This window comes from Roseiflexus sp. RS-1 (assembly GCF_000016665.1).
Classification (GTDB): Bacteria; Chloroflexota; Chloroflexia; order Chloroflexales; family Roseiflexaceae; genus Roseiflexus.
Genome location: NC_009523.1, coordinates 829,787 through 845,689, shown reverse-complemented (window position 1 = coordinate 845,689; position 15,903 = coordinate 829,787). Strand labels below are relative to the sequence as shown.

14 protein-coding genes and 1 riboswitch are annotated in these 15,903 nt (G+C 61.5%); of the genes, 5 read left to right on the top strand and 9 right to left on the bottom strand.

The window, feature by feature from the left end:
* Position 1 precedes the first annotated feature (1 nt).
* From ROSERS_RS03505 to ROSERS_RS26660, 3 genes are all read left to right on the top strand, one after another.
* On the top strand, positions 2-1,534 hold the full coding sequence (locus ROSERS_RS03505) for a S8 family serine peptidase (protein WP_011955450.1): 1,533 nt from the start codon (positions 2-4) through the stop codon (positions 1,532-1,534).
* An 80-nt stretch (positions 1,535-1,614) separates the two neighbouring features.
* Positions 1,615-1,968, top strand: coding sequence for a hypothetical protein (locus tag ROSERS_RS03500; protein WP_011955449.1), 354 nt, complete (start codon positions 1,615-1,617; stop codon positions 1,966-1,968).
* A gap of 866 nt (positions 1,969-2,834) precedes the next feature.
* Complete coding sequence (locus ROSERS_RS26660; protein WP_269628310.1) at positions 2,835-3,329, top strand: IS5 family transposase; 495 nt, start codon at positions 2,835-2,837, stop codon at positions 3,327-3,329.
* A 273-nt stretch (positions 3,330-3,602) separates the two neighbouring features.
* Here the strand turns inward: ROSERS_RS26660 and ROSERS_RS03490 are convergent, their stop codons facing one another.
* Together ROSERS_RS03490 and ROSERS_RS03485 are read right to left on the bottom strand one after the other, a co-directional pair.
* Entirely contained in the window at positions 3,603-3,911 is a 309-nt protein-coding gene (locus tag ROSERS_RS03490; protein WP_011955447.1) for a DUF5615 family PIN-like protein, read from the bottom strand.
* Entirely contained in the window at positions 3,908-4,144 is a 237-nt protein-coding gene (locus ROSERS_RS03485) for a DUF433 domain-containing protein (protein ID WP_011955446.1), read from the bottom strand. The genes ROSERS_RS03490 and ROSERS_RS03485 overlap by 4 nt, the downstream gene beginning before the upstream one ends.
* A gap of 53 nt (positions 4,145-4,197) precedes the next feature.
* On the opposite strand from ROSERS_RS03485, the gene ROSERS_RS27290 reads away from it, so the two are divergent.
* Positions 4,198-4,809, top strand: coding sequence for a phage integrase N-terminal SAM-like domain-containing protein (locus tag ROSERS_RS27290; protein WP_083763251.1), 612 nt, complete (start codon positions 4,198-4,200; stop codon positions 4,807-4,809).
* A gap of 1,144 nt (positions 4,810-5,953) precedes the next feature.
* Here ROSERS_RS27290 and ROSERS_RS03475 read toward each other — a convergent pair.
* From ROSERS_RS03475 to ROSERS_RS03450, 6 genes are all read right to left on the bottom strand, one after another.
* Entirely contained in the window at positions 5,954-6,721 is a 768-nt protein-coding gene (locus ROSERS_RS03475; protein ID WP_011955445.1) for an ABC transporter ATP-binding protein, read from the bottom strand.
* Between the two features lie 31 nt (positions 6,722-6,752).
* Positions 6,753-7,739 (bottom strand): ABC transporter substrate-binding protein, encoded by a 987-nt coding sequence (locus ROSERS_RS03470; RefSeq protein ID WP_011955444.1) that lies wholly within the window; start codon positions 7,737-7,739, stop codon positions 6,753-6,755.
* Positions 7,736-8,554 (bottom strand): ABC transporter permease, encoded by an 819-nt coding sequence (locus ROSERS_RS03465; RefSeq protein ID WP_011955443.1) that lies wholly within the window; start codon positions 8,552-8,554, stop codon positions 7,736-7,738. Before ROSERS_RS03465 ends, ROSERS_RS03470 begins: the two co-directional genes overlap by 4 nt.
* Complete coding sequence (locus ROSERS_RS03460) at positions 8,544-8,840, bottom strand: thiamine-binding protein (protein WP_011955442.1); 297 nt, start codon at positions 8,838-8,840, stop codon at positions 8,544-8,546. The genes ROSERS_RS03465 and ROSERS_RS03460 overlap by 11 nt, the downstream gene beginning before the upstream one ends.
* A 112-nt stretch (positions 8,841-8,952) precedes the next feature.
* Positions 8,953-9,068, bottom strand: a riboswitch (TPP riboswitch).
* 133 nt (positions 9,069-9,201) lie between these two features.
* Positions 9,202-10,164 carry an alpha/beta hydrolase gene (locus ROSERS_RS03455; RefSeq protein ID WP_011955441.1) on the bottom strand — a complete coding sequence of 321 codons (963 nt, stop codon included), beginning with the start codon at positions 10,162-10,164 and terminating at the stop codon, positions 9,202-9,204.
* 24 nt (positions 10,165-10,188) lie between these two features.
* Complete coding sequence (locus ROSERS_RS03450) at positions 10,189-12,858, bottom strand: protein kinase domain-containing protein (protein ID WP_011955440.1); 2,670 nt, start codon at positions 12,856-12,858, stop codon at positions 10,189-10,191.
* 334 nt (positions 12,859-13,192) lie between these two features.
* Between ROSERS_RS03450 and ROSERS_RS03440 the strand changes: the two genes are divergently transcribed.
* Positions 13,193-13,726: an MFS transporter gene (locus ROSERS_RS03440; protein ID WP_041332925.1), complete on the top strand. Its 534-nt coding sequence runs from the start codon at positions 13,193-13,195 to the stop codon at positions 13,724-13,726.
* Here ROSERS_RS03440 and ROSERS_RS03435 read toward each other — a convergent pair whose 3' ends face one another.
* On the bottom strand, positions 13,727-15,796 hold the full coding sequence (locus tag ROSERS_RS03435) for a S8 family serine peptidase (RefSeq protein ID WP_011955438.1): 2,070 nt from the start codon (positions 15,794-15,796) through the stop codon (positions 13,727-13,729). It lies immediately after the preceding gene.
* Between the last annotated feature and the right edge of the window lie 107 nt (positions 15,797-15,903).

Below are 15,903 nucleotides of genomic sequence, written 5' to 3'. Positions count from 1 at the left end.
CATGTCGCTTCGCATTCTGCTTGCCCTGGCGATCATCCTGCTCGCCGCCCCATCTGCTCCCAACGATCCGAGTTTCGACAGGCAGTGGGCGCTGAGAAAAGTCGGCGCACTCTGCGCCTGGGATCGCACGACCGGAAGCGCGGAGGTGATTGTCGCCGTTGTGGATAGCGGGGTTGATCCGACACACCCCGATCTGGTGGATCGACTGCGCACAGATGGCTACGATTTTGTCGATAATGACAGCGACCCGCGTGATGAACACGGGCACGGAACGCACGTCGCGGGTATTGTTGCCGCCGTTCTCAACAACAATGAAGGTGTGGCGGGACTGGCGCCAGGGGTGACCATTCTGCCAGTGCGCGTGATGGATGCACGTGGTCGAGGTTCGGATCGCGCGATTGCCCGTGGTATCCGCTTTTCCGCCGATAAAGGCGCAAAAGTGATCAATCTCAGCCTGGGCGCGACCCTTACCCTCAACGCCGATGAACCGTCGGCGCTTGTTAATGACGCCATCATCTATGCGCAGCAGCAAGGGGCGCTGGTAGTTGTTGCGGCAGGGAATGATGCTGTGCCTCTGCCGAACGCAATTGCGGTCGATAACCCGGACGTGCTGGTGGTTGCTGCGACCGATGAGCGTGACCGCAAGGCGCCCTTCTCCAACTCCGGTCCGTGGGTGGCGGTCAGCGCGCCGGGGGTCTATATCCTCTCCACCATGCCAACCTACGAGGTGTTTCTGACCAGCGATCGGTTGCCGCCTGATGAACGTTTTCAGCGTAACTACGACTATATGAGCGGCACCTCGCAGGCAACGCCGTATGTGGCGGCGCTGGCGGCGCTCCTCTTTTCGGCGAATCCCGATTGGAGCCCAGCGCAGGTTGCCGAAACCATCCGCTCAAACGCTACGAACATCCGCGACCTGAATCCTCGATTTGAACTGGGGACGGGACGGATCGATGCCTGCAAGTCGTTTGGCGGTCCGCCAGCGGAATCCGCGCCGCAGCCAGCGCCATCTCCATCAACGGTGCGCAGCGAGTCGATCCTTGGTCTTCTGGCGCTCTGCATATGTGGCATTGTGCTGGCATTGGTGATAATGACACTCACGTTTATCCGGGGGGGGCGGCGACGTGCGCCGACTCCTGCTCCGGTGCCGGCGTCTGTGCCGGTCTATACGCCGCCGCCTGCGCCCACGCCGCCGCAACCCTACCGACCGCCGCCCGTTGCTGCACCGCAACCGCCAACCGGCGCCTGGGGAACACTCATGGTGATCGCGGGCGCTGCGCAACCGCGCACCTATTCGCTTGCCGGCGCAGAGATGCTGATCGGGCGCAGCGAAGAGTGTCAGATCGTGCTGATCGGCGACGGCAGCGTTTCGCGGCGCCACGCCATCGTGCGCAACGATGGACGCCAGGTAACGGTGGCGGACGCCGGCAGCAGTCACGGTACGTACCTCAACGGCGTTCGCATCACCCAACCAACACCGGTGCGTCGCGGTGATGTGCTCCAGGTTGGTCAGACGCAATTGCGGTTTGGGTGATGCCGGAGCATGACCCCCTCGTGGCTTCCAATGGATGCGTCAGGGGATCAGCCGACTTCCACACGCAGGAGATGGCGCACATGCGCACCCAACCACCAGACCCAGAGCGAGTCACGCTGCGCGGCGGGCTGCCGGGAACGGCGACGTTTCTGTACACCGGGGCAGACGGCAGCCTGATCATCGAACTGTACGACCACAGCCCGCAGGCGGAGAAACATTTCGGGAACGAGGTCGCATTCCTGCTGCACGTCGCACCGGAACACAAGGCGCAGATGCTGACGCTCCTCCGCGATCCCGCAGCCACCCACGGCGACGGTGGCAACGCCGAACTGCTGGCGCTTCTGCGCGACCGGTTCCGCGATTACCACGATGTGCAGCGCTGGCTCGACGCAAACGACATTCCGTATCGGAAGACGTTCGATAGCCGGGCGTAGCGCGGGATACACGCTCCTCGCCGTCTGTATCGGTCTGCTGCAACATTGACCATCGTTCCTATCCGCCGTGTCGCGTGCGGCGCCCGTTTCCGGCGGAGCGTAGACCAAAATTTATTTCGGTCACCGCGTGGGGCGCGCGATTCTTCTTGTAGACCGAAATTGATTTCAGTCGCCGCTCGTAGACCGAAATTCATTTCGGTCGCCGTAGAGTGTGCAACCTTGTCCATTGGGTTCAACCTTTGTGAGAACCGCTATAACACCCTCACGGCGCATGGTCATTTCCCCATCTCCATGCCTCCGCGTCTCCGCATGAGCCGGTCTGATGCACGCGGAGACGCGGAGCATGCGGAGGGATGTTGCACGAGGCGTCTGCTTCCAGCAGAGATCGTGCGGGCTGAAGCCCTCCCTGAGCACGTGAAAGCCCCTGCGGGGCTATTGTGTCCGTCGCCTGCCTGGGAGATCGTGCGGGCTAAAGCCCTCCCTGAGCACGTGGAAGCCCCTGCGGGGCTATCGTGTCCGTCGCCTGCCTGGGAGATCGTGCGGGCTAAAGCCCTCCCTGAGCACGTGGAAGCCCCTGCGGGGCTATTGTGTCCGTCGCTCGCCTGGGAGATCGTGCGGGCTAAAGCCCTCCCTGAGCACGTGGAAGCCCCTGCGGGGCTATTGTGTCCGTCGCCTGCCGGTGTACCGAACGAGCCGTGGGGCTGAAGCCCTCGGCTATCTAAGAGGGCGATCAGAAACCCGGATTTGTGGTATCATAACAGCGAACATGGCGTTTTGATGGGGAGTAATCTGTCATGCCGAAACGTGAGCGTCGATTCTCTCCAACAAATGATGCGACCGATCTGACCGATGCGCACTGAGACGCCATCGCGCCGCTCGTCACCGTCACGTCGCCAAAGGGTGGACGTCCGACCGACATCGATCTGCGAGCAATCGTCAACGCACTGCTGTACAAACATCGCAGGGGCTGCCAATGGCGCCTGCTTCCGGCTGATTTTCCGCCGATGAGTTCCGTTCGCTCCTATTTCGACCCATGGAATCGTGACGGAACATTCGTCAACATCAATGATACGTTGCGGAAACTGGCGCGACAAGCGCTGGATCGCGACCCGGAGCCATCCATCAGCGTCCTGGACTTCCAATCAGTCAAAACGACCGAAGCAGGCGGAGAGCACGGCGACGATGGGGGAAAAAAGGTCAACGGGCGCAAACGGCAATTCTGGGTTGATACGAATGGGTTCTTGCTGCGCGTGCTCGTGCATCCAGCAGACATCTCGGATGACGAAGGCGCGGAATGGCTTTTGGCCGCGCATCATCACTCATTTCCTCGGATGCACGAGATTCGTGTGGATGAAGGGTAGAAACAAGGATGAGATGAATGGATGCAAAAGAACACGGCGATACGCCTGAATGTCATTGAAAAACCGCCCGGACAAAAGGTATGTGCCGTTATTCCGAAGCGATGGGTGGTGGAACGCTCGATTGCGTGGGCGGGACGCAATCGGTTGTTGCGGCGAATAATTATTCGCCGCAACAACCGCAACCCAGAATCAAGCGAGGCCTTCCTTTATCTCGATTCTATCGCAATGCTCCTGAATCGGCTCTATCCGAGATGTTCGTTTGTGATCACGCTCTTAGAGTTCTATGATCTCCCCTTGTCTGATAACTGACAATGCGTCTTTTACTTGCGGGGCTAAAGTCTTGACAACACTCAACCTATTCGAAGGAAATACGATGATGGCAAGCGCAAGACCACTCAAATTCTGCTGATAACGCAAATTCTTGTCGGCGGTGAGTAGCACATCAAAGTTGGACTCGGCTTTTGCCAACAATTCGCTGTTTCTGATGCCTGCCCAACCCATTTCTTGTACGGTGAAGGCGGAATGTTCCGCCAGTACCTGTTTCAAGTAGCGAGGCAAACTCTCGTCAATGAGAATCCTCACGATTGCACCGCTCCGACACGAAGATACTGTGTGGCTTGTTCAAGAATTTGAATCGCGTCTTCACGTTTGACCGTGGGAAAATTATCGAGAAATTCCTCAAGCGTGTATCCATCTGCGAGGTAGTCGAACAAGGTCTGAACAGGAACACGCGTACCCCGAAAAACAGGGGTGCCGCTTACAATGTTTGGATCAACTGTAATTGGCAAATTCTTGTCAAGTGTTGGGATATGCATAGCGCCTCCTTAACTATAGTCAAATCTTTCTTCTCAATGGCGCTCACGCTGTGATGCGCCTAACTATTGGTTATACGGATTCCGCTTTCCTCCTCTCCAATGTGTCTTATACAGATTCCGTATCATCCGCCCCCGGGGTTGCATGTGGGGAGATGTATCATAACCCTGTCAACCGCTCTGCTCCTCTCTACGCACAACCGCCGCCTTATTGTAACACGAGAATTGTGATGGAACCAAAACCCAAGAAACTGCAAGACCAGGTTCAGGATACGCTGCGCCTCAAACACTATTCCATCCGCACCGAGAACACTTACGTGGACTGGATCCGACACCCCATCCTGTTCCACTACAAACGCCACCGCGCCGATATAGGCGCAGCCGGGGGCGAAGCCTTCCTCACCCGTCTGGCTGTGGAAGAGCGGGTTGCCGTCTCTACCCGGACTCAGACTCTCTCCGCCCTCCTCTTTCTCTATTGTGAGGCGCTCTGCCAGGACCTGAGCTCCATTGACGCCCTGCGCGCCCAACAACCCAAACGCCTTCACGGTTCTGATTCGGGACGAGGTGCAACGTGTTGTCGTTCAGATGTCGGGTATATACCAGCTGATGGCCAGACTCCTCTATGGCAGCGGCCTGCAGCTGATGGAATGCCTCCGCCAGCGTGTTGAGGATGTGGATTTCGCCAGCGCACTATCACCGTGCACAATGGCAAAAGAGAACAAGACCGGGTGACCGTACTACCCGACAGCCTCATTCCGCCACTCTGGAAACACCTATACCGGATGAAAGCTCTGCCCGATCAGGATCTGGCCCGCGACTACGGCGCCATCTACCTGCCTGACGCCCTAAAGCAAAAATATCCCAATGTCAGCAGGGAATGGGGCTGGCACTATCTCTAGCCCCCGCCTGTGCGAGCTATGGCGGAGTAATTGCTCAACAACCATCATTTCGGCATAAGACTCATCAGCGAGAGGCAGACCGGTTGCCCGCCATTCGTGTCCATCCGTACCATCCGTTCCCATCCGTGGTTTATTCTTCAGGGCATCCGAGCGGGACGCTCACGCTCCCAGGCTCAGGGCGTGCGGCGGGACGCCCGCGCTCGCAGGTGCCGGGCATGCGGGTGGGACGCCCGCGCTCCCAGGAGGCGCGTGGTGCACTCATGCTGCCCGGCGTCATGCTGCCCGGCGCTCGATGCCCAAGCCCCGTAGGGGCTTCCAGGCGCTCAGCGAGGGCTTCCGCTCGCCGTCTCCGCATGCGGGCGAGACGCCCGCGCCCCATTCAAGTTCATAGGTGCGCGCGCCTCCGGCGCGCATGCGGGCGGGGACGCCCGCGCACCCAGGACTCTACGCCCTGGCCCCGCCGGGGCTTCCAGGCGCTCAGCGAGGGCTTCCGCCCGCAGTCTCCGCACGCAGGCGAGACGCCCGCGCCCCATTCAAGTTCATAGGTGCGCGCGCCTCCGGCGCGCATGCGGGCGGGGACGCCCGCGCACCCAGGACTCTACGCCCTGGCCCCGCCGGGGCTTCCAGGCGCTCAGCGAGGGCTTCCGCTCGCCGTCTCCGCATGCGGGCGAGACGCCCGCGCCCCATTCAAGTTCATAGGTGCGCGCGCCTCCGGCGCGCATGCGGGCGGGGGCGCCCGCGCACCCAGGACTCTACGCCCTGGCCCCGCTGGGGCTTCCAGGCGCTCAGCGAGGGCTTATGGTCTTTGAGTAAATAATCCGCTATAGCCCGCGCAGGCGGGCTTCGCCCTGGCTAGCCGAGGGCTTCAGCCCCACGGCTAGCGCGGTAGAGCGGAATACATTCTCAATCTCCATCAGGCCGCAGTCTTTTCTACCATGAGCACCTGCTGCAAGCGGAGTTTGAGCCGGGCGAAGGCGGGGTCGGCAACGACTGCATACGACCGGGGGCGCGGGAGATCGACCGCCACTTCGAGCGCAATTCGCGCCGGGCGCGGCGTCAGCGCGTATACGCGGTCTGCCAGCAGCAGCGCTTCATCAATGTCGTGAGTCACCAGCAGGATCGTCCGGTCGAGCCGGTGCCACAGGCCGAGCAGCCACTGCTGGAGTTGGGCGCGGGTCAGGGCGTCGAGTGCGCCAAAGGGTTCATCGAGCAGCATGATCGGGCGATGCCAGAGGACAGTGCGCAGCAGGGCGGCGCGTTGCCGCATGCCGCCGGAGAGCATTGCAGGGCGGGCATCGCCCCATCCTGTCAGTCCAAAGTCGTCGAGCAGCGCGCGTGCTTCGCGGGTGGCGGCGGCCACATCGCCGCGCTGCACAATCGTCGCCAGCACCGCGTTCTCGATCACGCTGCGCCATGGGAGGAGCGCGTCGCGCTGCGGCATGTACGCCACCTGCCCACGCCGCCCGGTGACATCGACGCCGTCGATGATCACGGCGCCTGAATCGGGCATTTCCAGCCCGGCGATGATGTTGAACAGGGTGCTCTTGCCGCTGCCGCTTGGACCGATGATCGCAACGAATTCACCGGCGTTTGCCTGCATGCTCAACCGCTCGATCACCATCACCGCGCCGTCGGCGCCGCGAAACGATTTGTTGATGCTGCGCAGTTCAAGTGTTGCCATACCCGTCCTTCGCCCATCCGCCAGACCGCACCTACGGCAGGAACTGGTTTGTAAAGGCTTTCTCCGGCTCGATCATCCTGGCGATCAGCCCGCGATCCGCCATCCACTGCGCATAATCGCGCCAGACATCGAGTTTCTGCTCGCCCCAGCGCGGCGCTTCCGCCTGGTACTGCCCGGCAAGGTACTGCTGGCTGCGTTTGACCAGGGTTGCATCGAGTTCAGGCGCCGCCTTCAGCAGAATGTCGGCAGCTGCGTCGGGGTTCTCGATGGCAAAGCGATACCCCGCACTGGTGGCAGTCAGGAACTGGCGCACCAGATCGGGTTTTTCGGCGATCATCTTCTCGCTGGTGATCAACACGGGGGTGTAGTAATCCGGGATGCACTTGAGGTCGTTCATCATCAGGATCGTGAGCGGCGTCCCGCGCACCTCCGCCTCGATACCGGTCCAGCCCTTGAAAATCCAGACAAAATCGACATCGCCGCGCTCGGTGGCGACAAAGAAATCGGTGCTGCCGATATCGACGAATTCGACCTCGTTGAAGCGATCACCGGCGCCATCGCACTCCATCAACCCCTTGATCGTCGCCTGCTCGATGGGGGAGCCGAAGGCGCCGTATTTCTTGCCCGCGAAATCGCGCGGTCGCGTAATCCCCTCGTCGGCGCGACTGGCGAAGCCGCTGGTGTTGTGCTGAATGATCGCCGCAATCGACACGACCGGCACGCCTTCGACGCGCGCGTGGGTCACCGCTTCCTGGAACGAAATGCCAAAGTCGAGTTTGCCGGTCGCCACAAGTTGCTCAACCGTGCCCCCCTCCTGCGCGCCGAGGATCTCGACATCCAGCCCCTGTTCCTGGTAGTACCCCTTGTCGCGTGCAACGTACAATCCGGTATGGTTGGTATTCGGCGTCCAGTCCAGCCCCACGCGCACGGGGGTCAACTCCTTCGTCGGACTCGCCGGCGCCGCGCTGCACGCCGCCAGCACCAGCGCCGCCAGCACCACGATCCCTGTTCGTTTCATGGTTCGTCCCTCCACGATACTATCCAGCGCTCCAGCAGCGTCACCAGGGCGAACAGGACTATCGTCAGCAGCGATGTCACGAGTGCCGCGACGAAGACCTGATCGGTGCGAAAAGCGCGCAGCGAACGCGCGATGTAGACGCCAAGCCCGGCGCTCGCACCGATCCATTCAGCCAGCACCGCCCCAATAACGCTGTAGGTGATAGCGACTTTGATACCGGTGAAAATCGACGGCAGGGCGGCCGGCAGGCGCAACAGACGCAACAATTGCCAGTAATTCGCGCCCATTGCCTCCAGCAATCGCCGCTGATCGCGATCTGCCGCCTGAAGCCCATCGGCAGTGTTAACCACGATCGGAAAGAAGGTCACCAGCGCGACGACCAGCACCTTGGGGAGCATGCCGAACCCGAACCCTACCACCAGGAGCGGCGCAATCGCCACGATCGGCACCGTCTGCGATGTGACCAGCAGTGGATAGACGGCGCGCCGCAGCAGTGGCGAAGCATCGATCAGCACTCCCAGCGCAAAGCCGGTCACCAGCGCCAGCCCAAAGCCGGGAATGGTGACAGTCAGCGTCGCCGCGACGTGCTCACCCAGGATCGGCAGATTGCTGAACAGGGTGGTCAGGATGCGCGATGGCGGCGGCAGCAACCAGGCTGGCAGCGCCAGTTGCCATACGATGAGTTCCCATGCCGCTACCAGCGCGCTCAGCAGAACGAACGGCGGGAACGCCTGCGCCAGGCGTCGCCGCACCTCGCCGACGCGCCGCCCGATCGCCGTTTCCGGCGCGATCCGTTGCGCCTGCTCACTCCTCATACTTCGCCAGTTTCTCAGCGATTGTCGAACCGCGCGGGTCGTAATCCACCTTGATCAGTGTGAACACCCGTGTTGCGCCGGCAGCCAGCACCGCCTCCTGTGCGCGCTTGATCACCGTCATAATGTCGTCGTACTCTCCCTCGATGGTCGTCTCCATCGGACCCACCCGGTACGTCAGACCGCTTTCGGCAACCACCGCGATGGCTGCGTCCACTGCCGCATAGGTTGCGGCTTTATCCGGCAATCCGCCCGGCAACACCTCGAAACTGACGGTTATCGTCGCCACTGTCGCCTCCCTGTGAGCGTTCAATCCATCTTCGTCCTCTTGTGAGCGAAGAGAAGAGCGCTGCCCCCTGATGCAAAAACCGCCGCCCCCAGAAGTAGGGAGCGGCGGTTCATCAGTACACCGGTTGCATTCCCTACGCTGGTATGACCCAGGTCAGGTTCAAAGGGTCAGCGGCATTGTGGGGGCCGCACTCTCAGCCAGGCTCTCCTGGCTCCCCTAGCTGCGCCGTGCGCGGCGCTATCGATTGTTAAGCATAATGGTACGATAATCTGCGGGTCGTGTCAAATAGAACGTCAAAAAGGCTCTTGCATCCATGTTAAGTTTGTGCTAACATTCTGTTATCTCCTTCTCCTCTCTTCTCTCATCGAGGGCGTTCGACACGGTCGGGCGCCTTCGATGATTCATGGCGGAGGGCGCGGTCGTACAGCGGCAGGGTCAGGGCAATAAAACGATCAGCGGTGCGCCAGGTATGATCGCCATCCAGAATCACCGGGTCTTCCAACGCATTGGCAAGACCACGCGCGCGCAGGCATGCCAGCAGATGCTCACCGCGATAGTAGTTCGACTGCCATGGCTCCTGTGATTCCGGACCATATGCCACCACCCAGACGACGCGCGCGAGGGCGGCGGCATCACCGCGCAGGATCAGATTGGCGGCGTTGTGTTGGGCGATGAATGTCAGATCGCGCGGCACACCGTAGGCGGCGTCGAACATCGGATTGGCGATCACCCGGTCACGGCGACGCACACGCCGCCCCCGGTCGCAGGCGTACAGGAATGTGCCATCATACGCGCCAGCGCAGGCAAACAGATCGGGTCGCCGCGCCGCAACCGACAGCGCCATAGCGCCGCCGAGCGAAAAGCCGACGATGCCCCGCGCCCTTCCTTCGGGAATGACCGGGAAGTGTCGATCCACATACGGGATCAGATCATCGAAGAAGAAATCGGCGAAGCGCCCGCTGCCGATGCCGGTCGCGCCGTTCGCCAGGTGCGGCGCGCGCATGTTGACCAGCATGCCGGGGATGCGGTTATCATCGCTGGAGGTTCCGGGAAAGACAAGCGCCAACGGACCAACGCGCCCCGCGGCGCGCAGGTCTTCATAGACATCGATCACATTCCTGCCGTCGCGGGATCGATCCTCGAAAGGGTTGATCCATTCGCGCTCATGCCCGCGGAGCAGATAGATCGCCGGCGCCGGACAGCGTTCATCGACATCGGGCGGAATGTAGATGAAGAAACTGCGCGAAATACCGAGCGCCGGGCTGAAGAACGTGACATGACGGGCGCGAGGATCATAGGTGACGGGCAGCGAAGCGTATGGCACGGCGATTCCCGAATAACGTGCAGTTCACTGCCCCAGGCGTTCCAGTTCCTGTTGTGCGAAACTGTTTCCTTTTTCGACAGCGGTGCGATATGCCTGCTTCGCCTCCTCCACACGCCCCAACTGTTCGAGCGTCAATCCGAGCCAGTAGTAATTGCTGCCATCGAGTGGCTGAATCTCGATGGCGCGACGAAAACTGCTCTCGGCATCGGTGAAGCGCCCCATGTTGTAGTACGTCCAGCCAATGCCAAAATGCGCATCTCCCTGGTCTTCCTTAATCGCCAGCGACCGCTGAAGCGTGTCGAGCGCCTGATCGTACTGCCCCAACGCCGACTGCGCCCATCCAAGACCGGTAATCGCGTTGACGAAACGATCATTGCGGTCCAGCGCTTCGCGGAAACGATCCTCTGCGCGCTGAAAGAGCGCCGTCTGCGCTGCGCTGCCGCTTTCTGCTGCGAACGCCTTGCTCAGATGCGTCCATCCAAGGCGCGCGAAGAGTTCAGGGACATACGGCGCCACAGTGGTCGCCTGCTCCAGGGTGGCGATAGCGCCGTCGAAGTCGGGCGGCGAGAGTCCCAGCAGCGCGTAACTCTTGCCAATATGTGCATCGGTATCCTGCGGGTTCAGTTCGATCGCTTTATCGAACTCTGCCACAGCGCCGGTATAATCCTCCAAAAAATAGAGGTTCCAGCCAAGCCCGGCGTGCGCATGCCCATTGACCGGATCGATATCCTGGGCACGCTCGAACTGTTGCCGCGCCAGATCGAGCAGCGACACGGCTTCCTGACGGTTGCCGCGCTGCAGCGCACTCGCGCCCTGGTCGTTGTAGAAGTAGCCGAGGTTAGAGTGGAAGACAGCGATCTGCCCCTGGAGACCGATAGCGCGATTAAATTCATCGCCGCCGCGTGCAACCATCGCTGCATCGTTACTGAACAGATACTGATACCAGTAGACAACGCCGCGTGCATTGTGCGCCAGCGCCTGGATCAGATTGTCCCGTCCGGCTGCTTTTTCGAGCGCGATTTCGGCATCATCGATCGCTTCGGCGAGCATGGTCGCATCGGCGTCGTCGAGGGCGCGGGCTGCCTTGATAATGGCGCGTGATCCATACCCTGTCGGATGGTCGGGATCAGCGGCAACCGCGCGATCAGCCGCGTCGAGCGCCTCGTTGTACCTGCCCTGGCTATGCAGCGACTCAGCGAGTACGGCGTGCGCCAGAATCGCACGGTTATCGGCATCGATTGCGGCGCGCGCTTCCGCTTCGGCATCGCTATAGCGCGCGCGCATCTGATAGATCAACGCCAGGCGCGTGCGCGCTTCGGCATTGGCGCTATCGATCCTGAGCACTTCCTGATAGGCTTCGATAGCCTGATCCAGTTTCCCGCGCTGGTTGAACAGTTCGTGAGCCTGAGCGAGGGCAGCGTCGACCTGTCGGTTCTGTCCATCCGTCGCAGGGCGAAGCGCGAACAGGGCAACCAGCGCCAGCAGCACGACTGCCGCGATCCCGCCGACGATCAACCCCATACCGCCGCTTTTCTTCGGCTTCGCCGGCGCTTGCGGCACAGACGGCGCGGCAGGCTGCGGCGGCAGGGTTCCAGGAGGCATCGCCTGCATTGTCGGCGCGCCAGCAGGGGGTTGTGCCGGAGTTCCATACGAAGGCGACGTGGCATGCATCGTCGGAGCGCCGGACGGCGGTGAAGCCTGTTGTGTCGGCAGCCCGTAGACCGGGGAAACAGGAGATTCGGGCGGGCGGGGTGCTGTCGTTCCGGCAGGAGGCGACGGCGGTACGGTGCGCACGTAGGGCAGCGGCGTTCCGGCTGGCGGCGAAACGGGCGGCGAGGCGCTATGCATCGGACCTGTGCCGAAACCGGCAGCCTGCTTCAGCGCAGCAACCAGTTCACCGGCGCTCTGATAGCGCGCCTCCGGTTTGCGCGCCAGCGCGCGCATGATAACATCCTCGACCGGCAGCGGCAGATCGCTACGGAAATCGCGCGGCGGAATGGGCGCGTGCTGGAGACGCGCAACCAGCATCGCCATCGGCGTATCGGCTTTGAACGGCATGCGACCGGTGAGCATCTCGTAGACCACTACGCCGAGCGCGTAGATGTCGGTCGGCGGTCCAACGTTCGGCAACCCCTGCGCCTGTTCAGGCGACATATATTCCGGCGTTCCCATCACCGTTCCGGCGATGGTCAACCCGCCGCCTCCACCCGTGCCGCGTGCCAGTCCAAAGTCGGTCAGGTAGACCCAGCCGTTGCGATCAAGCATCATATTGGAAGGTTTGATGTCGCGGTGGATGACGCCCCGGCTGTGGGCATAGTCGAGAGCGCTGGCAACCTGTTCGACCAGCCTGATCGTCTCATCGAGAGGCAGCGAGCCGCGTTCGTGGATGATCTCCTTCAGCGTGCGTCCATCGATGAATTTCATCGCAATATAGTGCAGACCCTCAGCCTCGTCCACCACATAGATTGGAACGATGTTGGGATGCTCGAGAGCGGCTGCACTGTCAGCTTCCTGGCGAAAGCGAGCAATGTAGGTACGGTCGAGACTCAACTCCGGCGGCAGCACCTTGAGCGCAACGATTCGATTGGGCGACGTCTGGCGCGCCTTGTAGACCACAGCCATGCCGCCGCGTCCCAGTTCGCTGAGGATCTCAAAGCGTCCTATCGTTCGACCGATCAGATTCAACTCGGGCATGGATGTCTCTTTCGCTCACAGATCATCTGGCAACCAGAGAGGGTCTCTGGAAGAGATACGCTTGCGTCGTCCCTAACGTTTCTGTGTGTTCGCTTCTCCTGCTGCGGACTTCCTGAACTGTGCCGCCGGGAAGCGTTGCTCCCATGTTCCTGCCTTGGCTGACAGGCGGCGAAGGCGGCGGAGGCCCGTCGCCCCTGCACCGTAGTCCGACAACAATGCTTCTATCAGGAAGAACGCAATCACATCGCTGATTGCGCATCCTTTATGTATGATACCACGGGATTGTGCCCTATAATGTGCGGGTATCGTCCTGTCGATGGATCGGACTCTCCCCATGACTATTCGCTCCTCGCTTCGCGCTTACGCGACACACTTCCTGATCGCGCCGAAAGTGTTCTACTTCTTCTGGTTTGTGGCGCTTGGCTCATTCATGCCGTTCATTACGCTGCACTATCGGAATATCGGGCTGGACCTGGCGCAGATCGGGGTGCTGCTGTCGCTGGCGGGAATCTTACAGATTGCCAGCCCGTTGTGGGGGTTGCTTGCCGACGCCCTGCGAATACGGCGTGTGCTGCTCCCCATCGTCATTGTCGGTGCAATCCTTCCGGCCATCGTGCTCGGCCGCGTGACCGATTTCTGGTTCATCTTCGCCCTGGTGGTGATCATGAGCCTGTTTGCGGCGCCGGTTGCGCCGCTGGCGGATAGCGCAACTCTGGCAGCGCTCGGCAATGCGCGCGAACGCTATGGATCACAGCGGGTCTGGGGAGCGGTCGGTTGGGGTCTCAGCACCGTCACGTTCGGCTGGATGGTGCAGCAGGTGGGGCGGAACGGCGGCACCGTCAGATGCTGGCAATCCGCTTGCGTCTGATTACGGTTTCCACCCTTTCAGTCGCGCCAGTTCGTTGCCGAGCAGCCCGAAGAGCACCCCATCCGGTCCGTGATCCTCGAAGCGCGCGCGCTCGAACCACTGCACCAGAATCAGACGCCCATCCGGCAGCGTCTCGACCTGCGGTTCCGAAATCGGCATGCCGAACAGCGCCAGGTTCTCCGCCTCCGACTTGCCGCGTCGTCGGTCGAACTCCAGTCCGCTGGATCGCCAGGCGCTCAGGAACGGTTCGCACAGGCTGTGACCGGTTTCGGGAAAATAGCGGCATCCGGGTTGTGGCGCGCCTTTCGGCAAGGTGAACCAATCGACCCCGCGCGCGCGCAGGATCACATCGCCCAGACGGGTCAACTGAACGTTGTAGGGCGGGCGATTCTCAGGGCGCAACTCGAAGCGGTGCCGCTCGAAATACTGAACCAGCGCCTCGCGCCCGTCGTCGCTGCGTTCGATGAACTCCTCGCTGATCGGGTAGCCGAACACCGGCAATCCGCCGTGGGCGCGCCAGTACGACAGGAACACGCCGCGCAGGGTGTGCCCCGTTTCGGGGAAGTAGACCGCCCCGCGCTGCGGTTGAACTGGCGTAAATGCGGTGCTGATCGCCGCCTGACGGTCGAGAGCAAAATCGATGCGCGCCACGCTCAGCGCGGTTCCGGTGAGCGAAACCTGTTGCTGCAATGACTCACCCGATGGACTGCGCACAATGACGGTGTACTGACCGGGTGGAAGATTGTCGAAACGGAAGAAACCGGTCGCGTCGGGGCGGGTTTCCTGCCCGATGTTCAACGCCACCGTCGTCTGGACAGGATCGACGCTGTGCACCACGCCCTCGATGCGCGAACGCGCTAGAAGATTGGGATCCAGCGCAACCTGCAACGCGCGCAGCAGGTTCAACCGACCGTAGCCGTATGCCGGGTCCTTTCCCGGCGTACCGCGATCATCGGCGCCAAGCATCAGCACCTCCGCGACCTGGCGGGCGGATAACTCCGGTCGCACCGTCCATACCAGCGCGGCGGCGCCAGCAACGTGCGGGCAGGCTGCTGATGTTCCATCGGCAAATCCATACGTATCACCCGTTGTGCGCCGCCACAATGTGCTCCAGACACCGGCGCCCGGTGCAGCAAGATCAACAAAATCGCCGGTCGTCGAGAAACTGGTGATCGCATCGTCCGGTCCGGTCGCCGAGACGGCGAGAACGCCGGGATACGCAGCAGGGTAATTCGGAACATTGCCCTCCGCCTGACCATTGCCCGATGCCGCGACGAGCAAAACATTGCGTTCCAGCGCATATGTCACCGCTTCCCGCAAAACACGCGAGTCATCCGGTCCGCCGAAACTCATCGTAATAATTCGTGCACCGCGATCAACGGCGAAGCGGATGCCGGCGGCGATGGCGGCATCGTTCCCGCGACCGCGCCGGTTGAGCACTTTTACCGGAAGAATGCGACACTGCCAGCACATCCCGGCTGCGCCAATCCCATTGTTGCCCTCGGCGGCAGCGACGCCGGCAGTAAATGTTCCGTGCCCGTCATCGTCGCGGGGATCGTCATCGTTGTTCACGAAATCAAAACCGGGAAGCACCCGTCCGCGTAGTTCTGGATGTGTCGGCGAAACGCCGGTGTCGAGTACGGCAATCACGATGTCGCTGCCGGTTGTGATCGACCATGCATCGAATGCCTGAAGAACGGTTAGCGACCACTGACGGTCGATGCCTTCATCGTTGGGAACAAGAAACGACCGACGCTCATAGTTTGGCTCGGCATACACAACACCGGGCACGTCGGAGAGACGCGCGCTCAGAACGCGCGGGTCGAGCGGGCGGACGAGTTTCAGCAGATACGCATCACCGCCAAGCGCGTATGCCCGCTGAGCGCCAGCCTGCGCCAGCGCTGCATCGAGACGTGCGGCATTCGGACCGTGAATGCGCGCCCTGGTGGTCAGCGACCAACCTCCGGCGAGGTGCAGAACGATTTCATCGGCAACCTGGCTGGCGGAAACAGGGGCGGGAAACAGCGTTGCCAGCGCCAGAACGAAGAGAATGAACAAACAGCGATGCATGCGATTCGTGCCTCTCTAGACGCAGAATGCATTATACCCGCTGAGATGGCGGATGGGGGTGTGTGCCGCCGTTAATTCTTCGTGAGAGAAAGTGGTATAATTTGCCT